This window comes from Paraglaciecola sp. 20A4 (assembly GCF_011378905.1).
Taxonomy (GTDB): domain Bacteria; phylum Pseudomonadota; class Gammaproteobacteria; order Enterobacterales; family Alteromonadaceae; genus Paraglaciecola.
This window is the reverse complement of record NZ_WTPY01000025.1, coordinates 1-23,219: the sequence shown is the minus strand read 5'-3', so window position 1 is coordinate 23,219 and position 23,219 is coordinate 1. Positions and strand designations below refer to the sequence as shown.

Genomic DNA, 23,219 nt, shown 5'->3' with positions numbered 1-23,219 from the left:
CAGCAATTGATGCAAAGTTATGATGTGGTTGTCATCGGTGGTGGTGTTGTCGGTTTAACCGTAGCCCTAACGTTAGCTACCAGTGAACTTACTGTTGCGGTTATTGACGCTCAAGTCGGTGATAAGCCATTGGGTGTTACGCCCCAGTTGCGCGTAAGTACCTTCACCCTTGCTACGCAAACGGTTATGCAAAAATTAGGTGTGTGGCAACTTATTGATCAAGCTCGTTTATGTGCTTATCAACATATGTCAGTATGGGACCAAGACAGTTTTGCCGCTATAGGCTTTTCTCATGACGATGTTCGCCAGCCCTATTTAGGTCATGTAGTCGAAAATCAGAATTTATGTCGTGCATTATGGTTACGCGCCCAGCAAAGTGCCAACATTACCCTTATTGCGCCTAACAAAGTCAGCAAGATGGTGTTTGGCCAGCAAGAGAGCTTCCTTACGTTAGATGATGACACTATGCTCAGTGCGCGCCTTGTAGTAGGAGCAGACGGCGCCAATTCGATGGTACGTCAAAACGCTAATCTACCCCTCACATTTTGGGACTACGAGCATCACTCGATTGTTGCAACTATCAAAACTCAGTTCCCTCATGAAAATACCGCACGTCAAGTGTTTACGGCTCATGGACCTCTTGCGTTTTTACCCTTGTGGGATGAGCATCATTGTTCCATCGTTTGGTCTCAGCAAGAACCAATGGCTAAGCAGTTGATGAGCTTAGATAACGAAGCCTTTGCTAAAGCACTAATGGCAACATTTGATATGCGATTGGGCATATGTGAAGTTGTTAGCGAGCGTCAGAGCTTCCCGCTTAAAATGCGCTACGCTAGGCAGTGGGTGACGGATCGAGTCGCTCTGGTTGGTGATGCTGCACATACTATTCATCCACTAGCAGGCCAAGGCGCAAACCTTGGTATTATGGATGCAGTGGCTTTGGCTGAGCAAATTATTAAAATTTCACAGCAGGGTAAAGACATAGGTCTAGCTAAAAACTTACGTCCTTATGAGCGCTGGCGTAAAACGGAAGCTGTAAAAATGATTGCCACAATGGAATCGTTTAAGCGCTTATTTGACGGCGCTAACCCCTTGCAAAAGCTCGTTCGAGATATCGGCTTATCGGCAATGAATAACTTACCCAAGGCGAAACAAAATATTGTGCGTCACGCGATTGGTTTACGTGGCGAGCTTCCTGCTTTAGCGATGAATAAGCAATAAACTGGGATTACTCGGCAAATACAAGGAAAGGTAATATGACACCTGCTATTAACTTACTGCTTAAGCATAAAATTGCTCACGAGGTACTGCAGTATACACATGATGCGAATGTCGAATCATTTGGTCTAGAAGCAGCTCAGAAATTAAATCTTGCTGCCAATGTTGTGTTTAAAACACTTGTCGTAAAGCTCGATTCGCAAGCCTTGTGCGTGGCGGTATTGCCCGTAGAGCATAAGCTGAGTATGAAGCTATTGGCTAAAGCTGCGGGAGCAAAAAAAGCTCAAATGGCTGACAAAGTAGAAGTCGAGCGAGTGACCGGTTATGTGTTAGGGGGCGTAAGCCCTTTAGGACAAAAGAAACCCTTAATGACAATTATTGATAGTTCCGCATGTCAACTGCAGACCTTTTACGTCAGTGCGGGTAAGCGAGGATTAGAAATCGCACTCATACCAGATGATTTAGCCTCTGTGTTAAATGCCAAATTCGTTGATATTTGTCAGTGATATACACCCTGCACTTAAGCGACGATGCCGTATTTTAATCGCTTATCCTACCTATTTCACGACTACTAGATACATTAGATAACATTTTTATTATCGACTAAATAGCCCCACATATGCTATATTCTGCGCCTAAACGGTGTTAAATCATTTTACCTTGTCGTTATTTTATTTACTAAGGAGTATCAATTCTCAACACATTATTTAAGTAACACCCCCACTCTTGTTAGGGTAGTATTTATTACCTTACTCCGTGACTTTTCTTCCGTAGGAGCCATATGAGCGAATTAATACCGATTTTTATTTTTTTCTTTGCCGTCATTGACCCTATCGGTAGCGTACCTGTTTTTATTGCGACTACCACAGACTTTGATGCCAAAGCCAAGCGCCATATCGCCTACAAAGCTATTTGTGCCGCTGCCGGTATACTGCTGTTTTTCATTGTGGCCGGTGAGTATGTGCTGTCAGCCATGGGAATACCACTTTCTGCCTTTGAAATAGCAGGTGGTATTGTGTTGTTTCTTTTCGCGTTAACGATGATCTTTGGTGAGGGTAAAGCTAAAAGCGAGTTACGCATGGCTAAGTCGGTCACTGAAACAGCTATTTTCCCGTTAGCAGTGCCGTCTATCGCTAGTCCAGGTGCGATGCTCGCTGCCGTTATGCTAACTGAAAATGCCCGGTATACTGTAGCTGAACAGGCCACAACAACGGGTATTATGTTGTCAGTGCTGTTGATTACGCTTATTTTGCTATTAACGGCAGGGCCAATTCATAAAGTTATCGGTAATGGTGGGGCTAATATTGTTAGTCGGGTAATGGGGTTAATATTAGCTTCTGTTGCAACCGCCAGTATTCTTGAAGGAATTAAAACCTATTTTGCATTATAAAATAACCGTTTTATAACGATCGCTTTACTACCACCTATATATCGTGCGCTTGCTCTGAATTTTAGAGCAAGCGGCGGGCTATCCATAACAGGGTCAGTAGCAGTAATAACAAGCCATAAAACCAACCTTTATGTAACGGACTATAATCAGTATTCACGGTGATATCAGATGCTGATGCGGCCACTTCTGTACTAGCTAAATGTTTAATTGATTGCTGCCAGCTAGGCCAGGCATCACTTGGATAGACATAGCGGTATTGCTCTGTAACTGATGACGTTAGTTGTTTTTTAGCTTGTTCGGCAGCATGGGTTTTAGCAGTATAGATACGATGCCAGCCAGAGGATTCAGGCCAATAGTGAGCGCACCACCAAGCCGGCTGTTCTGGACGTTGATTTAAAAATAACGACCGCTGAATAAGGGTTTGGTTGTTAACGCGCTCGATAAGCGCATGGGGCTCGACAAGGTCAAATATATCGTTGTGCGAAATCAAACACGCATTTACGAGGGTATGCACTAACGTTAGTTGATTTTGCTGCTCGTTTTGCCACTTATTCTGCTGGGTATTACGCGCAATTTTTTTGAATAAGTAGTGCCATAAGTACGTGTAATCCTCCTGAGTTTCATTAAGTTTCCATACATACGTGCGCGGTAACAAGGTAAGCGCCACTTGCCCTAATCCGTTTTTGATACGCTTAACTAAAGTACGTTGATTGATCGCTTTAAGTAAAATATCGCCTTTTTCATCGTTAAACCTTAGGGCAGATACGCTTAATAATTGACTGCTATTTGCGTTATTGTTTGGCACTATGTATTCATCGGCGTAATCAATAGCTAGCTCATCTGCGGCTTGCTCGTCTGTTTGTATAGTAGGGATCCTAAGGCTGTTTTCCTTGGGGGGATCTGTGTTTAGATTGCTACTGGCTAAGTCATTATCGGCAAAAATAAGCAAACCTAATCCGTCTTGTACCGCTTTTTGTAGTCGTGTCAATTCATCTGCTGAAAGGCGAATGAACCCGCGCCCATCGATTAATAAAATATCTGTTTTATCAAGCGCTTGCTTATTATAAAAACCTTCGCCAGAGTGATCATCAGCGGCCGTTTCGGGTTGATTGTACGTTTGTCGTAGATAGGCATCTTGACTAACTTGTGTAACAACTGTCACCTGACTACCCGCAGCGCCGACCCAGTCTTTAAGATGTTTGGTTTCAAAAGAGGGTGACGATTGCCAAATGGCCAAACGCAGCCCAGATGGCTTTTCAACAAATACCGCTATGTCGCTCAGCTCGAGTATGTTTTGCTCGTTACCTCGTTCTATTAACTGTAATTTATAGAGCCATTGGCCAGCCGTTCTAGGTTGGGTATTTAGATTAAATACTTGTCCGGCTTCTAGCATCAGTTCTTGTTGCACGTCACCGCTTGGTGAGAGTAATTGTAATGAATATTTCATAACATCGTTATTGTCGGCAACAACTCGCGTGTTAGGGGTTTGTATAGCGCCACTGATAGTAAGGGTTTCACCAAGGGTGAGTTGTTTTTTCCAACTCATATCGACTAAACCCACCGTTTTATTTCCAGGCGTGAATGCTACGGCGATACTGCTAGTGTGAATGTTGCCCCATCTAGGTTGACTAGCGAATAGTGATTGCCATTGATATGGGCTTAATCCATCACCCAAAACCATTATTTTATTAGCATTAGGCATGGTTTTAACAAGTAGAGATGGGGATGATAAATAGGTCGCATTGGCCACATCCAAATTGCGCTCTAACGTAAACAGCTTGTTGTTAGATGATTTATCATCGACCACTGTGTTTAGCTTATCTTGGCTTACGCCAGGCGTGATGAATATGGCTTGATTAGTTTGTGCACTGACATAGTGGATATCTAACACGGTACCCAAAAATGCTATAAATGCTAAGGTATTTAGGCTTAATAGTAAGCATGAAACATAAAACGTAGATTTAGACAAACGACGATAAATAAATAGATTACCCAATAACCATGCAGCCAGTAACATCGAGCCTAATATAGTGCATTGAACTAACGACATATTAGCGGGCGAAGATACCGTATATGCGCCTAACTGTGCTATTTGCCAGCTCATTGTTGCTCCTTGCTACGTAAAAATTCTGCATAGTGCGTAATGGTAGATTGAGAATTGCTGTAAGGCCGATTAGGTGACAAAGGGCTGCTTTTGGCGGCTGGTAAAAGCTGCCATAGCTGTTCTTGCAATTGTTGCGCGCACAATTCACATGTTGGAGGATAGCGTTTATTCGCGCTTTGAATTTGTGCTAGCAGCGCCAATGCATGAATAGCATTAGGATCGTTAATTAGCCTTTTTTGAAGCAATGCGTCGGTATTTTGCAGTACTTTTATTTCGTTCTCATTGAATGGTAATGCTGGGCGCAAAGGGTCGTTGAGTAGCGTGAGCATTAGCGAGAGTGTTTGCGCTTCATTTTCATTTTCAACTGTAGGTATGTTGTGTTTCTTATTCTTAATATCCCCCAACTCACCTTGATAACGGCGCTTCTCGCTGACAGGCGGAGGCTCAAACCCTAGTCGTTTCACATAAATTCGCTCGGCTTTTTTGGCCCGGTTTAGCCACAGTAAAGCTTGTTCTTCATGGGGTAGGGCATCATGTGGACGATTTAACAATAATTGACTCTCAGCTTGCCACATGTATCCAATGGCCCGTTTCATCATTACACGAGGATTTTGCTCTATCGAGCCTTTGGTCTTAAATATGGCGATATCAGTTTCGCCGTGGGCATGGCCGAACTGTTCCAGCATTGCTTGATAACCTGATTTATCGTTTATATTCTGTTGTTCGTGAGCATTTTGCCCTTCGTGATCACTGTGCCCTTCGTGAGCATCTTCTTCACCGCTGTCATTATGATCGTTATGTTCCTCGTTGCTCTTACTGCCGCCATCTTCCATAGAACGCGTGATACCACTGATTTCATCCCCGACAAACTGACCATATTTATGTTTTAAGTCTGCTTGGGCGATTCCTAAGTCTTGAGATAAATGCTTAAAAGCCGCGTCGCTTAACGCCCCACTTTCTTCAATCAGCGATTTGGTATCGATGATTATTTGCCGCTGACTCTTGAAATAGGCTGGCATATTGTTGACTGAGATACCTTCACTAAAAACAGTTTCAACATCTTTATCTAACCAGCGCACAATCTTGCTCGACGAGCGCGTCAACTGACCTTCAGGTTGGCGGTTATCCCACGCTCTGATACTAAAATACAGCTCATCTCCAGGTGTCATTCCAAGTTCAACTAAATCCCACGACTTGCTATAGCGTCGTTGACCCTCTTTATGACTAATGGCATCGGTCACACTATCGAAGGAAAATACACTGTCTCGAAATTTAACGGATTCACCCGAGCCTTTAGCGACCGAAGCAACAATCTCAATTTTACTTAAGCCAAAATCATCACTTATTAGCGCTTGAGTGTTTATCAAAGGTTTAGATGCGTCATCAGCAGTTTGAATTTCAGTAATGGTAGCTTGGGGTGTTATATATGTGATTTTGGGAGGGGCATCAGGTGTTACACCAATCGTATGCACCGCAATAACTCGCTGTTTTGCATCGAGTACTTGGTAAACGCAAGCGCGTTGAATAACCTTTGATGCGGTAAACAATCCATCGGCGGTTTGGACTAATTTTACGCTGTCATCAGCATTAAATTTGAGCGTGTACTGTGCATCGCTGATAGAAAAGTCGAAACGCCACGATACCTTACTGCCAGCAAGTACTTGCGCATCTAAAGGTTGCAGTTGATGGGCTAAATAGCCTGCTTTACCAAGGGTATATTCAGGCGCAATGACAGCTAGTTGCGCCGAGAGAATATTGGCTAATGTATCGGTATGACTATTTTCATCACTGCCGCTTTCATGGAGAGACGCTTTTTCAACTAATGTTGGATTACTGTGCTTATTCTCAGCTATAAAATACCCACCTAAAAGACACATCATCGCTGTAATAAGGTTGAGTAAAAGCGGTACTTTAAGTGGGTAATTTACTGCTAAATCAACGTTTCTATCCTGACTTAAATTATCGAAGGCAGCGGCGCTGCGTTTGTATTGTAAATGTTTAATGCTGCTGAGTAATGTTTCTGAAGAAGGTGTTACTGTTCCTTCTTTATCGTCCTCTGTTAGCAACAGTTCGCAGCTCTCTTCAAGGGATGTAAAGCGTCGGTTGAGATGTTTTGCTAAATTTCTCAGAGTGATTTTTTTATAAGAAGGGCGCATAAAACCGAGCCCGAAAATAAAGGATGCTATACCCAGTAATATCAAGCATTGACTGTCACTGAGCCATAAAGAATTACCCGAGTTAAATGCAAAATAAGTAATCGAAGTAAGCACAAACATAAAAGGAGAGCACTGCAGCATATGTTGCAGTAATTTACGTTTTTTACTCTTTTGCAATGCACGCTTTAAAGTATGCAATCGTTGAGCTCGGGACATCAGCTTCTGGGCCATTACTTTTCCCTGCCGAGCGCACTTGCTTTAGGTTTATACTCTGACCAAACTCGTTCTGTACAAAACGCCGCAATCAACAAAGTGAGCAACCAAAATTGAGTGTTATCTTCGCTACGTCTATTAAACTGTGCTTGATTGAAACGCTGCTCAAGGGGCTTATTTTTTGTCCCCCCAGTATGTTTTATCTGAGATCTATCAGCAGAATTCATATCGCTTAACTTTGCATGATTAGGCGCGATATCGCTAATGATTTGCGCTTCAGTGATGTGAGCGTTATTGAGATAACTTTCACGATAAAGCCGTTCATTTAACACATTATCTAAGGCAAATGGAAAGTCTAAGTGCGTTACCCAGTCTGTCCAATTCGCCTCAAACCGACTATAAAAGGTCATTATCTGACCATTTTTGTTTGGCGTATTAAATGTGGTCCTGGTTAATACGTTTTGTTGGTCGGGAGTTTGCCATAACGTCTCTTGTTCAGAATCAGGATTGACGTTTAATAGAAATGCCAATACCGTCGGAGATTCACCTATTTGGCTTAGCCTGATGGGGCTAGTGGTATCTGGTGTGCTTGCATCACTACCCGCGTCAATAATAGAATCACTGACAGAGGTATGTGGCGTATTAACGAGCCAATTTCCTCGTTTATGCACATTTAAGGCACTTAAAAATAGCTGCCCGCCATTTAGAACATAGTGATTTAGCTTATCGAGCGAATCGGGTGTGGGAGTTAAATCTCCAAGGTAGAATATCCAGTCGTATTGGGCTAATTCAGTCCAACCGGAAAAAGCAGTCGGTAGGGCCACATCAAATTGTATTTCGCGTTCGCTTCGGGTAATAATGGCATTAAATGCAGCGCGTAAATAATCTATTTGAGGTTGTTTTTTATCACTCGAGAGCAGCAGAATTTTTGATATTAATTTATTATTGGGCACATCTGTTGTTTTTAATATATGCCAGTTTATATTTGCAGGCACAGCAACACGTTCGTTATTGAACTGGGCTAAGTGATTAGTGGCAAACACCTGAATATTGGCCGGGAGTACATGCGGATGGGTGGCACTAAAATTGGCAACTTGCTGCCAAATCGTCAATTGAAGATCGCCAGATAAAATACGCTCCCGCGATATATCATCTATGTCTAAAGTAGCGAGGGTTATTGGTCCTTGATGATTAGATTTGTAGCCGGTGCCTGGCTGATAATCGTTACTAGCGGTCATATCCGGATCAAATGAGCTTTCGCTGCCATTCAACAATATTAAGCGTTTTTTAGACGCCTTAGATAGTTGGTTAAATTCTTCGATAAACGTCTCTTTTTGTTGCTGATTGGCTGCGGCAAGCCAATCATTACTTACGATGAAATATTCGACCTTACTGTCGTCGTCGGTTGGCTTGATACATTGAGCTAGTAGTAAGCTGAGTAATAGCAGAATCAATATCCGCAGGGCCAATAATAGCCACTCACTGAGGCGCATGGCATTAGGTATCGTGCTCTGTTTAATGGGGATCAGTGTAAATTGGGCAAAGGAAATAAGCGGCGCTTTGCTTTTACTGAAAAAGTGGATAGTCAGCGGGATAACAAACGCAAAAATGGCAAGTAACCACCAAGGTGATAGCCACGAGTTAGTCAGTGCATTAAAGATGCTCGTCACGCTTATCTGACTTTTCTGCGAGAAGCCAAGTAGGCATATACGCTTTCATCTAAAGGCTGATCAATATTGGCGGTAAATAAATTGATGTTCTGGACTGTTAAGCGGTTTTGTAAATCCATTTGAAAGTGCTGGTAGGCCGCAAGGTAAGAGGCTTTTACATCTTGACTTGAAACCAGTCGTTGCTGCTGTGTTTCAGGGTCTTCCATACGTATCGCCCCTTTAAATGGGAAATTGACTTCATCGTCACAAATCAATTGCATAGCGACCAGTTCGTTTTTACTGTGATTTAATGGCTGCATGAAATCGAGTATTTCCTGATCATGCTGGATAAAATCGCTGAGCACGAAGATTAATCCTTGAGGGCATATATTACCGAGTTGTGTGTGTAAGTTTTCTTTGTTTGGAAATTGCTTACCTACTTTTAGTTGGCTTAACTGCAACATTAATTTATGCCAGTGGCGCTGTCCTGAACCGCAGGGCAGATAGTCAATCTGTTGATCGGACAAGCCAATAAGACCGACTGAGTCACCTTGCTGCTGCGCGATATAAGCAATGGTCGCTAGCAAATAACGGGCATAATCAAGTTTATTCCAGCCGTTTTGTGCCTTACTGGCAACTGATTGTTGCAACATTGATTGACTCGCATCGAGCACTAGCCAAACATGTGTATCGCTTTCACGTTCAGCTTCGCGCACAAAATAACGGTCTGAGCGAGCAAATAATTTCCAGTCCACCTTACCTAGCTCATCACCAGGTTCATAACTACGGTACTGACTAAACTCGATACCTGAACCTTTTTGTACACTGGTGTGTTGCCCTTGTAATATGCCTTCTGCCACTGTTTTGGCTACTAAAGGCATATCTTTAATTCGCGAAAGGGTAAGAGGGTCAATCCACTGTTGCATGGTTAGCTAGCGTTGCTATTAGGCGTTGCTAACGCTAACGGGCTTTTTGGTAACGGCGTATTCTTCAGCAGGTGATCGATTACGGCATCGGTAGTAATATTTTGCGCCTCAGCTTGAAAATTCAGCAGTATTCGGTGGCGCAGTACGCCATGGGCAACTCTGCGGATGTCAGCTAGCGTTACGGCAAAACGTTCATTTAGTAAAGCATTTGCCTTGGCGCATAAAACCAATGCTTGACCGGCGCGAGGGCCTGCGCCCCAGCGCACGAAGTCGATGACCTGTTGACTACTGCTGCCCGCAGGGCGTGTATCACGGGTCAGTGCACTAATATATTCAACTAGGTCAGAGGATATCTCAACTTGGCGCACTAAGCTTTGTAGCGTAAGAATATCTTGCGTGTGCAGTACTTCTTTCAACGTGGCACTGTGGGTGCCTGTTGTGCGTTTCAGAATTTCAACTTCTTCATCTGCACTTGGATATTCGACGCGTACAAACATTAAAAAACGGTCCAACTGAGCTTCGGGTAATGCATAGGTGCCTGATTGTTCAACCGGGTTTTGTGTGGCCAATACAAAGAAGGGCTTAGGCAAGGAATAAATACTGCCTGCATAGCTGATAGTGCGTTCTTGCATGGCCTCAAGCAGAGCCGCTTGAGTTTTAGGTGGTGTGCGGTTGATTTCATCTGCCAGCAAAATATTAGTGAATACTGGGCCTTGCTTGAACTTAAAAAAACGCTCGCCGCTATCATGGTCGGTTTCCAATATTTCTGTACCTATGATATCGCTTGGCATTAAATCAGGGGTGAACTGAATACGCTTATAATCTAGCTCTAAGGTCTTAGCCAGTGAGCTGACCATTAGGGTTTTTGCCAAACCTGGTGCGCCTTCAAGCAAACAATGTCCTCCAGCTAGCATGGCGACCAATAACTGTTGAACGACGTCTCGTTGGCCAACAATTACGCGTGCGATTTCGTCTGTGACAGAGGTAAGCTTGGCGAGTAACTGTAAAATATTCTGCTCAGATAAGGTGTCGTCTTGAGCTGGTAATTTAACGTCTTCATTTGTGCTCATGGTCATACTACCTATGGTTTTATAGTCTGCGCATTCGTTGCGCTATTAGTTAATTGGAGTTAATCATTTAAATTGAAGGTTTAAGCCGTCATAGCGTAAAGCACAATGTTAACGGCAAATTTGGTGTTGTCTTCTTTTAGCCAACGCTTATTGCGAAAATCATAATCCCATTCGCAGCCCAAATCCTTATTACTGTATAAAACGGCTATTTTATCGTTTACGAGGATAGCTTTTAAGTAGTTATGTACTAGATCATCACCCCAACCATTAAGCTCAATGGATGTACGGGGGGGGCCATCGAAGGTAAAAAATGCGCTATAAAGTGGATGATCATTGGGGATTTTTTGCAATGCATCTTGACCAAATAACGTGCCCATTTGTGCCTCAAACGTTTTGGCGAACATACCGTCGATATCATGATTACAATCGTCAACAAATACAAAGCCACCGTTGTCTACATATTGCTTAAAGTTTTGCGCCTCAGCATCACTAAATTGAATCAGCCTGTGGCCTGCCATATAACAAAATGGAGCGTTAAGCATGGCTGGGTCTGACAAGGGGACGATATGCTCTTTAATATCCACTCGCAGGCTAGTATATTCAATCAATGAGTTGAGCATATTAGCCGGCATACGCTCGTCTACTTCCCAATCACCAGACTCGTAGCTTAATCGGGTAAAGTAAAAGTCGAAATCATCGCTTTGAGCCCATGAAAAACGGCCACCACAAAAAGCCTGTGCAGTAAAAGCCATACAAGCATTTTTAATAAATTGTCGTCGTTGAATACTCATGGCTACCACACACAGTCAATACCGTTATTGAAGATCTCAGGCTCATATGAGCCTGAGACTTATCGACCTATACTGCGTCAGACAAGCTGCTGAAGGTAAAGTCACGGATTTTCATAGGCGGTATCATGTTGCCATCAATACGCTGTGGCTCGCCAAGCGCTTCGATGTTGTTCAACATAATGATTGGACTTTCGTTAAAGCGAAAGTTTTTTATTGGGTACTTAATTTTACCATTCTCGATGTAAAACGTGCCGTCCCGGGTTAAACCAGTATAAAGCAAGGTTTGTGGGTCGAGTGCGCGTATATACCATAGACGTGTTACAAGCACACCTCGGCGAGTATTCTTGATCATGTCTGCTAATGATTGATCGCCACCGCTCATAATAATGTTACGGCTCGCTGGAATATAATCACGCTTGGTATGTTTCGCCCAGTAAGGCGAGTTGGGCATATTTTGAATGGTACCGTCTTTTATCCAATCAATTTTATGCAGCGGAAATCCATTGCCGGCAAAGGGGGTGCTTGGGGCTATAGGGTGCTGAGGGTCTGAATAAATGTGCACACGTTCGTCGAACATTTTTTGGCCTAATTTATTTTTAGGTCCTTCTTCACCTTTAGCCACTTTATTGCTTAAAAAGCTGCGCCCTTCATCTGCTGAGCGTTGATCGAAAGATCGCATCATATTCTGCAATAAATCTACGCTGGCTGCAGGCTCAAGAATTACTGTGTATTTCCCCGGCTCCATTTCTTTGGCATCTGCTGAACCTTTCGATTTTTGAATGGCGATAGACGACAATTTAGCCGTATCTAATAACTTAACGTCGCTGTAATTGCCCGACGACCAGCCTGAACCTTTGCCATCTTCGGTACGAATAGTGACTGAGAAATCCACGTTGGTTGATGTGTTATAAGCAAACAACCCCTTGCTATTCATGATGGCACTCATCAACACTTCGTCCTCTAAAAAGCCAGCTGCAATTAACTTGTTTTTCTTCGATGGGTCAATGCTGTCAAATGCTGCTTGAGCACGGTCTTCTGGCGTAACATTGGCAGTAGAGTCAAAATAAGTATTGGCTTCGGCATATTTCTGCTGACCAAACAGTGGCATGAATTCTTCATTTTCTGGGGCAAGTTTGGCGAGTTCTTCTGAGCGTCGAACGACTTTTTCAAGTGACGCATTATCAAATTCATTGATTGTTGCGGTACCTGTGCGCTTGCCAAAGGTAGATTGGACGATAAGAATAAGGTCGCTTTCCTGACCAGAGGTAGAAACGGTATTGCGTGCGTAACGAATATTGCCACCGACTTTACTTTCTAAATTGCATTCACATTCATCGGCTTTTGAGAATTTGAGTACTTTGCTCAGCAGCTCTTTTGCATGTTGTTGGGTGATAATTGTCATGATTATATTCCTTCTAAGTGAGCTGCTTACACGTTGCGCGCGGTGTTAATAACATTAATGTTGTCAAATCTCGTGGTTGGACAACCATGAGAAACTGCGCTTACTTGTGAAGGCTGGCCTTTACCATCAAAGAACGAACCGCCCACTCTATAATCTGATTTACCGGCTAATTGACTACAGCTATTCCAGAATTCTTGGGTGTTTGATTGATACGCCACATCTTCGATCTGATCAACAATTTTGCCGTCTTTAATTTCGTAAAACAACTGCCCGCCAAACTGGAAGTTATAGCGTTGCTGATCGATTGAGTAAGAGCCGCGACCGGCAATATAAATGCCTTTTTCTACATCTTTGATCACATCATCAGCAGACAAGTCTTTATCATTGGGGCGCAATGAAACATTAGACATACGCTGGAACTGCACGTCACGCCAACTTTGTGAGTAACTACAGCCGTGAGATTCTTTTTGGCCAAGCATATGTACTTGGTCACGTGTGGCTTGATAATTAACCAATATACCGTCTTTAATCAAATCCCACTCTTTGGTTTTTACACCTTCATCATCATAAGCGACGTTACCTAATGTATGAGGTTGATTTTTATCAGCATACAAATTTACTATGTCGGAACCGTATTGGAACTTACCGCTTTTCCACTTATCTAGCGTTGCAAAGCTAGTACCCGCGTAGTTCGCTTCGTATCCCAGTACGCGGTCAAGTTCTAACGGGTGGCCTACTGACTCGTGGATAGTTAACATTAGGTGGGCGGGATCAAGCACTAAGTCATATTTACCAGGCTCAACTGATTTAGCTTTAAGCTTGGCTTGTAGTTGCTTGCCCGCTGCGGCAGCATCTTCAACCATATCGTAAGAATTGTTGTATCCAATGTTTGCGCCTTGAATACGCACTTTGTCTTTTTCTAAACCGTCTAAATACTCATAACCCATACCAACTGGATTACCTAAGTCTGAACGTTGCTTGAAACCGTCTTCACCGACGGCAGTGGCGGTAAACGGTGCCCATAGACGGTGAATGTCTTGATCGATATAAGAGCCATCAGTCGACGCGAAATACTTTTGCTCATTTACTAAGAATAAGCGTGAACTGATAAAACTAGCGCCATTTTGCATCGCTGCGTCATTAACAGATAAGAGTAAATCTACTTTGTCCTGAATCGGCACTTCCATCGCGTTTTTCACAATGGGCGTTTGCCAGCTAACGTCACCCACGCCTTTAACAGGAGCGAGTTGTACCGGCGTCGTTTGAAACTTAGAATTGGCCATGGCGACGGCGACAGCTTGTTCAGCAGTTTTGGCCACGCTATCTGGGGTCATATTTGACGTAGAAGCAAATCCCCATGTCCCATTGGCAATTACGCGCACACCAATACCAGCAGATTCAGTATTCACGATATTATCTACGCGGTTTTCACGGGTCGTGACGAATTGATTTAAATAACGGCCGATGCGAGCATCAGCGTAAGTTGCACCTTTCGCTTTTGCTGCGTTTAATGCGATATCAGCAAGCTTCTTTTTATAGGCTACGTCCATAGGTTTATCGAGTAGTTGGTCGGCTGAAATCGCCGTTCCCGATATGGGTAGCATAAGAGCGCCCATGCCGGCACTCCCTAATTTAATAAAGTCGCGTCTTTCCATTTGCTCTGTCCCCTGGGTTAGGTATTGTTATGATTTTTACAACTTTCTAAGAAGTCTATATTTTGACCACTTAGTGTATGGCAAAGAGTTAAAGTCACTCAAGGCGGCTTTGTACTCTTTGACTGGTAATGTATGTTTAATACGTAACAAGCCGTAACAGACGGTTACTCATCGTGTTTTTGCTGTGTTTCAATCCATTGGTTCACACTGTCTTCTAATACGGCCATGGGCAAAGAGCCTTGCCCTATGATCACATCGTGAAATTGGCGTATATCGAAGTTTTCTTTTAGGCTGCGTTCTGCTTGGCTTCGGAGTTCACGAATCTTAAGCTCGCCAATTTTGTATGACAGGGCTTGACCGGGCCAAGATATATATCTATCAATTTGATCTGCTGTGGACTTTGCTGTGAGCGCAGTGCGTGAGGCCAAATAATCGATGGCTTGTTGGCGGCTCCAGCCAAAAGCGTGAATACCGGTATCAACCACTAGGCGCACAGCCCGCCACATCTCGTAACCTAATCGACCAAAGTCACTGTAGGGATCTTGATAAAACCCAGCTTCTTTTCCTAGGCGTTCGGAATACAAGCCCCAGCCTTCTGTGAAGGCCGAATGGCTCAAGGTGCGACGGAATTCCGGAACATCAAGTTCCATAGCAATGGCGTTTTGCAGGTGATGACCAGGAACAGCTTCATGTAAGCTCAATGCTTCAAGATTGTATAGGGGTTGCTGGGCAGGATCAGACGTTAAAAAATAGGTGCCGGGGGTATGTGTATCTGGTGGCGGCATATAAAATGCGCCTCTTGAGGCCGAACCTTTTATGGTAAAAGTGTTCCGCGGCAAAGTAGCAAAAAAGCTCGGTAATTTGCCGTACATTTTCTGGGTAATAAAGGCTGTTTTTTCTAATACATCTTGGCGATCCTGAGCATAAAATTGCGGATCGGTGGCTAAAAACTGCAAAAATTCATTGTTACTGCCCTTGAAGCCCACTTGTTTGATAATGGCGTTCATCTCTTTACTTATGCGCTTTACTTCGTCCAAGCCAAGTTGATGGATCTGCTTAGGTGTCAGGTCAGTCGTGGTGTAGTAGTTGGCAGTATAAGCATAATATTCAGCACCGCCTTTGACACTCGCTATTCCCGGCTCTTTACGACAGTGAGACATGTAATCATTAACAAAATAATCATAAAAATGGGCATAAGCTGGCACCACAGCTTGGCTAATAAGTTCAGCCCCTTTTTGTGCATATTGGGCTTTTTGTACCTCACTAAACTGATTGGGGAAGCGCGTAAAAGGCTCGTATAACGCGCTGTCTTTTGGTGTATCAACTATGTGCGCGGTGATGCTTTGTTGATAATTTTTGAACGTTTCACAATATTGTACAAACCCTTTCGTTACGCCTTGCGCGAGTAAGTCGATGTTTTCTTGATTGAATCGAGGATAATCAGCCAGACTGACCAAGTATTGATCGTAATCTTGCACTGATTGGAACGCCATATTGGCCGGAGCTTCAGCAAAATAGGTATGCCAACCGCTTAGAAAATTAATGGGGAAATACCGGTCTTGAAATTGATAACTGCTCGCTTCAGTTTCTCGTTCATACTTAAATAAGCGATAACTAACCTGTTGCTCCGGGCTCAACTGATTCATATCTATGGTATCCAGCGCATCTAACATACGCTGATTAAATGCGTCACGGCGGGCAAATCCTTGCTCACTAAAGTCGGCAAGTTTGCCGTGGGGTTTCCAACCGTCAGGGTCGGTACGAAAGAATATTTTTTCCTTTTTTGCTTCTTGCCAATGAGTGTCCAGCAGGGCCGAGAAATCTTCGTTTGCCCCCGCCCAGGCTGTTGAACTGATAAATAACAAGGTAAGGCTGTTCAGTATTTTAATCAATGCACTAGATGCATTATTCAATAATGTCGGCTGCTTCATTAAATGGTTTCTTCTTTAGTCGATAAGGGCAAAGGGAGTAGGGCAGATAGGGTTGCGTTTAAAGGGCTTATCTTGCCGATGGGTGATTCAAGGGTATCTGGTGGTGTGGTGAACCAGCTAGGGCCATTTTCTGTCATATACAGGCAATCCTCTAACCGTATACCAAATTCGTTTGGAATATAAATACCGGGCTCATCGGAAAAACACATTCCTACTTGAAGCGGGGTTTGTTCATGATGCACAAAATTAACAGGTTCATGGCCTTCCATACCAATTCCGTGGCCTGTGCGATGGGATAAACCTGGTAATTGATAATTAGGCCCTAAGCCCTGTGTTTGGTAGTAAGCTCGCACCGCATCGTCAACCGCACCAGCCAGGGTGCCAAGTTGCGCTTTTTCGAAAGCTATTTGTTGGCCTCGGCGCACAGTTTGCCAAATTTTTTGCTGTTTTTTACTGGCTTCGCCGAAAACAAATGTACGGCTTATATCTGATTGGTAACCATGCACCGCACAGCCGCAATCCATTAAGATGGTTGATCCCGCTTGAATAGTTTGCGCTTGTTTACTGCCATGGGGATACGCACTGGCTTCATTAAATAATGCCATTGTCCAGATACCGCTGCCACCGAGTTGTTTCTGTGCATTGCTCATCAACCGATTGACGTCTTGCTGGTTCATACCAATAGCGAGGTTAGCGTGCACATGGGCATATGCTCTCAGGGTTATTTCATTCGCTTTGTGCATCAGAGCTATTTCATGGGCGCTCTTAAACATGCGGCAGCCCTGAGTAATAGGGTCGGCTGATGTATGCTGCATATTATCCATTAATGCAATAGTCCCTTGCAGTACGAAGTAGCGTACGGATTGTTCAAATGCTAATTGGCCTTTTTGAATGCCGTGGTCCTTCAATATTTGCTGTATTAAGGTAAATGGGCTTTCGTGTTCTTGCCACACGCGGACATCGTCACCTACTTGAAGCGATTCACGGATACTAGGCTCCTCAAAGAAAGGGCAGAGTACAGCAATCTCTCCTTCTCTTGGAATAACCACCGCCGTTAGACGTTCACTACGCCACCACTGAATACCCGTAAAATAATCCATGGCCGCGCCAGGCTCCAATATCATTGCGGCTATATTGAATTGCGCCATCAATATTTGGGCTTTTTGGATCCGCGCAACGCGCTCAGCTTTGCTAATGGGCGTACTGTTTGAGCTAATGTTAGTTAGCTCTAACGTTTTTGCGTTGGTCGGTGGGTTGGTCGAGGCAGTATTGGCCGCCAAAACAGTTTGCGAAAGGGGAAGGGTGGCAATGGCTGTTGCCCCAGCTTTTATAAAAGCTCTTTTAGTTAACTTCATCAGGTTCATTCCTTAAAACACTTACCCACAACGTTATTACAAAAGGTCGGCGAGATATAGCCAGTTTATAAAATGGCTAAAACCGAACTGTAAGGAAATTAACCCATTCGCGAAACGTTAATTAAGGCCGATAATTTGATAGCGCAGGCATTATGACAGCCCACAAAGAAGCATTTGAGTATATGTTAGATATATTTTGCTGATTAATTCATCTAAAAAAAGTGAAATAATTTTGCAATTGGCTAATTATGTTATATTATAACGTCTTGCTTATTAAGGATTCACTCGCAATGCAAGTAATACAAGAAAAATCGCTATTAGATAGACTAGGCATATGGGCCTCAAGTTTATGCGCGGTGCATTGTTTGGCGTTGCCCATTCTTATTCCCTTATTACCCTTAATCGGAGCAAGCTTCTTCGCCGAAGATTGGTTTGAACGCATAATTTTATCGTTATCCATGATCGTTGGATTTTGGGCATTGTTATCTGGCTTCTATCGTTATCACCGTCGAATTTATCCCTTATATAGCTTAATGCTTGGGGGGATTATTTATTGGAATAAAGACATGTTTGGCGAGAGTTACGAGCCTTTCACCATCGCGGTAGGCGCCATGCTTATTGTGGGTGCCCATGTCGTGAATTTGAAATTGTGTAAGAGTTGTCATAGTTGTGATACTGAAACAACGAGCTGCTCTGCGGAATAGTATTAGATGAGGCGTGGTTGTCACGCCCGTTTGAACCTGTCTCTAAAAAATAATCCGCCAAAGCATTCATAAATCAGTCTTAACACGTATTCCTGCACTTACCTTCTACAGAAGCATTCAAGTATGGTGACTAGTCAGCACTCGTTTGGCGTGCCAAAAAAGCTTTTGCTCGTCCTGGGCCATTGCTAAATACACCATCTACCTGCCAATTAGCTAACTTGACTAAATCTGCTTGCTGATCAACTGTATAGACAAATATTTTCAAGCCTCTACGTTTAGCATCGAGCACAAACGCTTCATCGACAAAGGTGACATCTGCATTGACTGAATACGCATTTAGCGACTGGGCAAAGCCTGCATAATCAATAGGCTTACTTGCCGTTAGGGCGCCAATTTTTAAATCGGGTTTATGTTCTTTAATACTGCGCAGTAAATGATGATCAAACGAAGACACGATAAAATGATCTAGACTGAAATTAAGTTCATGTAAGGCTTTTTCAATATTATCGAGTACCAGTTGTACATCGTGCACGCCTTTAATTTCTATATTCAACAAACAGCGCCCGGCAACACACTCCATTACCTGCCACAGAGTAGGGATACTCTCACCAAGGCCTACATCGAGTTTTTGTAGCTGTTCAAATGTGTATTCACTCAGTTGCCCCTGACCATTAGTCGTGCGATGTAACCAATGATCGTGTATCACCAACAAATGGTCGCCATGTTGGTGTACATCTATTTCTATACCATCGCAATCTTGGCTTAAGGCCTTCTTGACGGCAAGTAAGGTGTTTTCAGGGGCATCGGCACTAGCACCACGATGGGCAAAAACAAGCATAGGTAGGCCTATTTCTTATGTAATTTTTGAGTGTTAATAGTTTCGTACAAAGCGGCTGAAATAACCAATAATCCACCCACAAAGGTCTGCCAATTAGGCTGTTCGTCAAGTACCAAAATAGCCAAAATAACTCCGTATAAGGGCTGCATGCAAGCGACCAGTGAAAACGTTTTTGCTCGCAGGTGCTGCAAACTCGTTGCGATAAGTGCATGTGGAACGGCGGTAAAAAAAGTGCCTAGTAGAATTAAATATAGGTAAGTTTGGCCACTGGCATTGAATAATTCTGGGGTAATAAAGAAACTCAAGCAGAAGAAAATAACCAAGGTTTGATAAGCCATCGCCAGCGATCCGCTGTAATGGGAAAAGTATTTCCTATGGCATAGATTACGCAAGGCATATAGCATCGCAGAACCTACGCCAACGATAATTCCCAAAGTAACATCGTTATCGAAAGATACCTCAGGCACGATCAGACATATGCCAAAAAGTACCACAACCGCGCTAAGAACGTCCTGCCAAACCAGTTTGATCCCTTCAAATAAGGGCTCAATTAATACGGTGATCACAGGGAAAGTGAAAAGGGCAATCATGCCAACTGAAACGCTGGAATATTGCATGGCCGCAAAATAACTGACCCAATGCGCCGCCATTAACACGCCTAAACCAATACCAATGAAATAATCTTTTCTATTGGCTAGGCTCAACTTGCCGCCACTCATTTTTACCAATGAAAACAACATCAAGCAGGCAATAATTGAGCGACCGAATGTGATATCAGTCGCCGAGAGGGGGATTACTTTAGAGAAAAGTGCCGTCGCACCCAATAAAATAACTGTGAGGTGCAAAGACCACAGACTTTTTTTAACGGGATCCATGACTATTGAGTTAAAGTAGCGAAAACATCACCGAGGCGAGTTTCATCTCCAGCGCTATAGTCCGCGAACTCCACCATATTGGGCTCGAAGCAGGCCACTATGGTTGAGCCCAATTTGAATCGACCTAATTCGTCGCCCTTTTTAAGGAAAACGGATTCTTCTCCTTCGCTTGGGTATTGCCAATGCACAACATTTTTCCCCACAGGTGGCGAAACGGTGCCAGCCCAAACGGTTTCAATGCTGGCAACGATTGTTGCTCCCACTAAGACCATAGCCATTTTGCCTTTCGGTGTGTCAAAAATGGCGACCACACGCTCGTTTCGAGCGAATAAACTAGGAACACGTTCTGCCGTGAGCGGACTAACAGAAAACAAATCACCCGGCACATACACCATATCAGTTAGCTGGCCATCAATTGGCATATGAATTCGATGATAGTCTTTTGGTGATAGATAGACCGTGGCGAACTTACCATTTTTGAAGGCTGTAGCTAATTCAGGTTTTCCACCGAGTAACGTTGTTAAGCTGTAATCGTGGCCCTTAGCTTGAAAAATATTGTCGTGCTTGATATCGCCTAATTGGCTTACAGCACCATCAACTGGCATCGCCACGTCTTGTTCGTTAGGGCAAATAATCCGTGCATCATTTTTTAGGGCACGAGTAAAAAATTCATTGAATGACACATAATCCGCTGGGTTTTCACGCTCAGCTTCTGACATATTGACGTTGTACTGTTTAACAAATAGCTTTATTAAAGCCGTGGTTAAACCTCCAGCTTCGGCAGCGGCAAGTTTACCTACTAGCCTTGAAATCAAATGCTTAGGGGTGATGTATTGCAAAGCAATTTTTAGCGAGTCGAACAAAATTAGGATCCTAAAACGAAAAGTTTTTACCGGAAATGATTGTACAGCAATATTTTACTATGTGTGAAAGATGATAAGCACGTTGGGCTATATGCTAGTTAATTATGGCGATCAATAATTCTGTGACCGCCATGCATACATTAATCCTCTAAACCTTACTATGGGCAGGCCGCTGTTCATCTAGGTTTGATAGTATTTTGTGATAGCTCTCATAGCGTTGCATGCTGATGTCACCTTTCTCTGCGGCAGCGCGAATAATACAGCCTGGGTCATCTCCATGAGTACAATCACGAAATTTACAGCCGCCGATATAATCTCTGAACTCTTTAAAGCCCCATGTTAAACGCTCCATGGGCATATGCCATAGGGCAAACTCACGCACGCCTGGGGAGTCAATTAAATCGCCGCCTTGAGGGAAATGTAACAACTTGGCTGTGGTCGTCGTGTGCTGGCCTAAGCCTGAATTGTCAGAGACTTCTTTAGTAATCTCAGCTGCATCTGGCAATAATTCATTGATTAAACTAGATTTACCCACACCTGATTGACCCACGAATACGCTAATTTTATCTTTCAGACACAAAGCAAGATCGCTTATTCCAGTATGAGTTTTACAACTGGTATAAACCACCCGGTAACCGATGTTGTGATAAATCTGTAATTGTTTTTCGACGTTCTCGCGTTCAGCATCCGTTAAAAGCTCTACTTTATTGAGCAGTATCACCGGCTCGATTTCCACATCTTCTGAGGCCACTAAATAGCGATCAATAATGTTCAATGACAAAGCGGGTATAACAGAGCTCACGATAATAATTTGATCGATGTTGGCAGCCACAGGCTTAACACCGTCATAAAAATCAGGACGGGTCAGTACTGATTTACGGTCTTGCACTATTTCAATGACACCACTGATGTTTTCAGTGCCGTCTTTACCGGGACGGAATAATACCTCATCGCCACAGACTACGCTGATAACAGTTCGACGAATATGACATCGATGAATATTGCCTTCACTGTCTTCAACGTCAGCATGCTTACCGAAACGACCAATAACACGGCCTGCTCGTTGATCTTCTAGTTGATCATCAGTTGGGGTTGTTGCGGGCACGGCCAATCGCTTAGTGCGATTATTTGAGACTTGACGGCGCTGTTTATGCGTAAGTTTTGGTTTTTTCGACACAGGCGAATATCTGCATTTGCTTCTAATATCTAGTATTATGGTAACGTTAGCTCGGACGGAATTATAGCAATTCCTTTCACCAACTTAATTTAGCGCGATTTTAGGAGTAACTATGACGGTTGATGCACAAAACCTTGTTTGGATTGATATGGAGATGACCGGACTGCATCCCGAAGTAGATGTGGTGCTAGAAATAGCCACCATAGTGACTGATGCAAATCTAAATATCTTGGCAGAGGGGCCTGTTTTAGCCATTCATCAAAGTGAAGATGTGCTTAACAATATGAATCAATGGTGCATCGATACTCACGGGAAATCGGGATTAACCCAGCGTTGCCAAAAAAGCAGCATTAATGAACAAACCGCTGTAGCAGAAACGATTCGGTTTCTGGAAAAGTATGTACCCAAAGGCGCGTCACCTCTGTGCGGGAATACTATTGGGCAAGACAGGCGGTTTATGGTGAAATATATGCCGGAACTAGAAGAGTATTTTCATTATCGCAATATTGATGTGAGTACGCTAAAAGAGTTGGTCAAACGCTGGAAGCCTGAAGTACTAGACGGATTTACTAAAAAGGGCGTGCATTTAGCCTTAGATGATATTCGTGAATCAATTGCCGAGTTGGTCTACTACCGTCAGCATATATTCAATATTTGAGCGAAATTATACAGCGTTGGGCTTTTCTTCAGCATAATGTGGATAAACTGAGCATTTAATCTTATCAATTTCATATAAATGCAATTTAGGACTTGCGTCCTCAGCTAGTTTTTGTAAAATGCGCACCCGCTGTTGAGACAGTAGGTGATTTTTTTAAATCATAAGTGATGCGGGAATAGCTCAGTGGTAGAGCACAACCTTGCCAAGGTTGGGGTCGCGAGTTCGAATCTCGTTTCCCGCTCCA

19 protein-coding genes and 1 tRNA gene are annotated in these 23,219 nt (G+C 43.4%); 6 read left to right on the top strand and 14 right to left on the bottom strand.

From position 1 onward, the window contains the following. The first annotated feature begins 9 nt into the window (after positions 1 to 9). The 3 genes from GQS54_RS18065 to GQS54_RS18055 all read left to right on the top strand — a co-directional run bounded on the left by GQS54_RS18065 (position 10) and on the right by GQS54_RS18055 (position 2,608). Positions 10 to 1,221 (top strand): FAD-dependent monooxygenase, encoded by a 1,212-nt coding sequence (locus tag GQS54_RS18065; protein WP_166425331.1) that lies wholly within the window; start codon positions 10 to 12, stop codon positions 1,219 to 1,221. Between the two features lie 35 nt (positions 1,222 to 1,256). Further along, entirely contained in the window at positions 1,257 to 1,724 is a 468-nt protein-coding gene (ybaK, locus tag GQS54_RS18060) for a Cys-tRNA(Pro) deacylase (RefSeq protein WP_166425330.1), read from the top strand. Between the two features lie 275 nt (positions 1,725 to 1,999). After that, on the top strand, positions 2,000 to 2,608 hold the full coding sequence (locus GQS54_RS18055; protein ID WP_158771152.1) for a MarC family protein: 609 nt from the start codon (positions 2,000 to 2,002) through the stop codon (positions 2,606 to 2,608). A 61-nt stretch (positions 2,609 to 2,669) separates the two neighbouring features. On the opposite strand, the gene GQS54_RS18050 is transcribed toward GQS54_RS18055, so the two are convergent. The 10 genes from GQS54_RS18050 to GQS54_RS18005 form a co-directional block, all read right to left on the bottom strand. Next, complete coding sequence (locus GQS54_RS18050; RefSeq protein ID WP_166425329.1) at positions 2,670 to 4,712, bottom strand: hypothetical protein; 2,043 nt, start codon at positions 4,710 to 4,712, stop codon at positions 2,670 to 2,672. Then, complete coding sequence (locus GQS54_RS18045) at positions 4,709 to 7,099, bottom strand: DUF4175 domain-containing protein (protein WP_166425328.1); 2,391 nt, start codon at positions 7,097 to 7,099, stop codon at positions 4,709 to 4,711. Before GQS54_RS18045 ends, GQS54_RS18050 begins: the two co-directional genes overlap by 4 nt. Continuing rightward, complete coding sequence (locus GQS54_RS18040; RefSeq protein WP_166425327.1) at positions 7,099 to 8,751, bottom strand: BatA domain-containing protein; 1,653 nt, start codon at positions 8,749 to 8,751, stop codon at positions 7,099 to 7,101. The genes GQS54_RS18045 and GQS54_RS18040 overlap by 1 nt, the downstream gene beginning before the upstream one ends. A gap of 2 nt (positions 8,752 to 8,753) precedes the next feature. Continuing rightward, a complete protein-coding gene (locus GQS54_RS18035) occupies positions 8,754 to 9,656 on the bottom strand; it encodes a DUF58 domain-containing protein (RefSeq protein ID WP_166425326.1) in 903 nt (300 codons plus the stop codon). A gap of 2 nt (positions 9,657 to 9,658) precedes the next feature. Further along, on the bottom strand, positions 9,659 to 10,726 hold the full coding sequence (locus GQS54_RS18030; RefSeq protein ID WP_166425325.1) for a MoxR family ATPase: 1,068 nt from the start codon (positions 10,724 to 10,726) through the stop codon (positions 9,659 to 9,661). Positions 10,727 to 10,806: 80 nt separating this feature from the next. After that, positions 10,807 to 11,517 (bottom strand): DUF4159 domain-containing protein, encoded by a 711-nt coding sequence (locus GQS54_RS18025; protein ID WP_166425324.1) that lies wholly within the window; start codon positions 11,515 to 11,517, stop codon positions 10,807 to 10,809. 67 nt (positions 11,518 to 11,584) lie between these two features. After that, positions 11,585 to 12,919, bottom strand: coding sequence for a TldD/PmbA family protein (locus tag GQS54_RS18020; protein WP_166425323.1), 1,335 nt, complete (start codon positions 12,917 to 12,919; stop codon positions 11,585 to 11,587). A 26-nt stretch (positions 12,920 to 12,945) separates the two neighbouring features. After that, a complete protein-coding gene (locus GQS54_RS18015) occupies positions 12,946 to 14,574 on the bottom strand; it encodes a TldD/PmbA family protein (RefSeq protein WP_166425322.1) in 1,629 nt (542 codons plus the stop codon). Between the two features lie 164 nt (positions 14,575 to 14,738). Then, the gene (locus tag GQS54_RS18010; RefSeq protein WP_166425321.1) at positions 14,739 to 16,505 is read right to left on the bottom strand and encodes a DUF885 domain-containing protein; all 1,767 of its coding nucleotides are present in this window, start codon (positions 16,503 to 16,505) and stop codon (positions 14,739 to 14,741) included. Continuing rightward, on the bottom strand, positions 16,505 to 17,860 hold the full coding sequence (locus tag GQS54_RS18005; RefSeq protein ID WP_166425320.1) for a Xaa-Pro peptidase family protein: 1,356 nt from the start codon (positions 17,858 to 17,860) through the stop codon (positions 16,505 to 16,507). The genes GQS54_RS18010 and GQS54_RS18005 overlap by 1 nt, the downstream gene beginning before the upstream one ends. A 290-nt stretch (positions 17,861 to 18,150) precedes the next feature. On the opposite strand from GQS54_RS18005, the gene GQS54_RS18000 reads away from it, so the two are divergent. Next, a complete protein-coding gene (locus GQS54_RS18000) occupies positions 18,151 to 18,564 on the top strand; it encodes a MerC domain-containing protein (protein ID WP_166425319.1) in 414 nt (137 codons plus the stop codon). A 130-nt stretch (positions 18,565 to 18,694) separates the two neighbouring features. Here the strand turns inward: GQS54_RS18000 and GQS54_RS17995 are convergent, their stop codons facing one another. The 4 genes from GQS54_RS17995 to rsgA form a co-directional block, all read right to left on the bottom strand. Next, positions 18,695 to 19,402, bottom strand: a complete 708-nt coding sequence (locus GQS54_RS17995) for a glycerophosphodiester phosphodiesterase family protein (protein ID WP_166425318.1) — start codon at positions 19,400 to 19,402, stop codon at positions 18,695 to 18,697. A gap of 8 nt (positions 19,403 to 19,410) precedes the next feature. Then, positions 19,411 to 20,277, bottom strand: a complete 867-nt coding sequence (locus GQS54_RS17990; protein WP_166425317.1) for a DMT family transporter — start codon at positions 20,275 to 20,277, stop codon at positions 19,411 to 19,413. Between the two features lie 2 nt (positions 20,278 to 20,279). Continuing rightward, the gene (gene asd / locus GQS54_RS17985; RefSeq protein ID WP_166425316.1) at positions 20,280 to 21,140 is read right to left on the bottom strand and encodes an archaetidylserine decarboxylase; all 861 of its coding nucleotides are present in this window, start codon (positions 21,138 to 21,140) and stop codon (positions 20,280 to 20,282) included. Between the two features lie 148 nt (positions 21,141 to 21,288). After that, a complete protein-coding gene (rsgA, locus tag GQS54_RS17980) occupies positions 21,289 to 22,317 on the bottom strand; it encodes a small ribosomal subunit biogenesis GTPase RsgA (RefSeq protein ID WP_166425315.1) in 1,029 nt (342 codons plus the stop codon). Between the two features lie 112 nt (positions 22,318 to 22,429). Between rsgA and orn the strand changes: the two genes are divergently transcribed. Both orn and GQS54_RS17970 read left to right on the top strand, forming a co-directional pair. Next, positions 22,430 to 22,975, top strand: coding sequence for an oligoribonuclease (gene orn, locus GQS54_RS17975; protein ID WP_166425314.1), 546 nt, complete (start codon positions 22,430 to 22,432; stop codon positions 22,973 to 22,975). Between the two features lie 169 nt (positions 22,976 to 23,144). After that, positions 23,145 to 23,219, top strand: a tRNA-Gly gene (locus tag GQS54_RS17970).

What these genes read in the sequence shown, in the direction of transcription:
- GQS54_RS18050 (WP_166425329.1), bottom strand. Translation starts at nt 4,712, where the DNA reads ATGAGCTGGCAAATAGCACAGTTAGGCGCATATACGGTATCTTCGCCC.
- GQS54_RS18045 (WP_166425328.1), bottom strand. Translation starts at nt 7,099, where the DNA reads ATGGCCCAGAAGCTGATGTCCCGAGCTCAACGATTGCATACTTTAAAG.
- GQS54_RS17990 (WP_166425317.1), bottom strand. Translation starts at nt 20,277, where the DNA reads ATGGATCCCGTTAAAAAAAGTCTGTGGTCTTTGCACCTCACAGTTATT.
- orn (WP_166425314.1), top strand. Translation starts at nt 22,430, where the DNA reads ATGACGGTTGATGCACAAAACCTTGTTTGGATTGATATGGAGATGACC.
- GQS54_RS18025 (WP_166425324.1), bottom strand. Translation starts at nt 11,517, where the DNA reads ATGAGTATTCAACGACGACAATTTATTAAAAATGCTTGTATGGCTTTT.
- GQS54_RS18010 (WP_166425321.1), bottom strand. Translation starts at nt 16,505, where the DNA reads ATGAAGCAGCCGACATTATTGAATAATGCATCTAGTGCATTGATTAAA.
- GQS54_RS18065 (WP_166425331.1), top strand. Translation starts at nt 10, where the DNA reads ATGCAAAGTTATGATGTGGTTGTCATCGGTGGTGGTGTTGTCGGTTTA.
- GQS54_RS18020 (WP_166425323.1), bottom strand. Translation starts at nt 12,919, where the DNA reads ATGACAATTATCACCCAACAACATGCAAAAGAGCTGCTGAGCAAAGTA.
- GQS54_RS18055 (WP_158771152.1), top strand. Translation starts at nt 2,000, where the DNA reads ATGAGCGAATTAATACCGATTTTTATTTTTTTCTTTGCCGTCATTGAC.
- GQS54_RS18030 (WP_166425325.1), bottom strand. Translation starts at nt 10,726, where the DNA reads ATGAGCACAAATGAAGACGTTAAATTACCAGCTCAAGACGACACCTTA.
- GQS54_RS17995 (WP_166425318.1), bottom strand. Translation starts at nt 19,402, where the DNA reads ATGCTTGTTTTTGCCCATCGTGGTGCTAGTGCCGATGCCCCTGAAAAC.
- GQS54_RS18015 (WP_166425322.1), bottom strand. Translation starts at nt 14,574, where the DNA reads ATGGAAAGACGCGACTTTATTAAATTAGGGAGTGCCGGCATGGGCGCT.
- GQS54_RS18035 (WP_166425326.1), bottom strand. Translation starts at nt 9,656, where the DNA reads ATGCAACAGTGGATTGACCCTCTTACCCTTTCGCGAATTAAAGATATG.
- ybaK (WP_166425330.1), top strand. Translation starts at nt 1,257, where the DNA reads ATGACACCTGCTATTAACTTACTGCTTAAGCATAAAATTGCTCACGAG.
- GQS54_RS18000 (WP_166425319.1), top strand. Translation starts at nt 18,151, where the DNA reads ATGCAAGTAATACAAGAAAAATCGCTATTAGATAGACTAGGCATATGG.
- GQS54_RS18005 (WP_166425320.1), bottom strand. Translation starts at nt 17,860, where the DNA reads ATGAAGTTAACTAAAAGAGCTTTTATAAAAGCTGGGGCAACAGCCATT.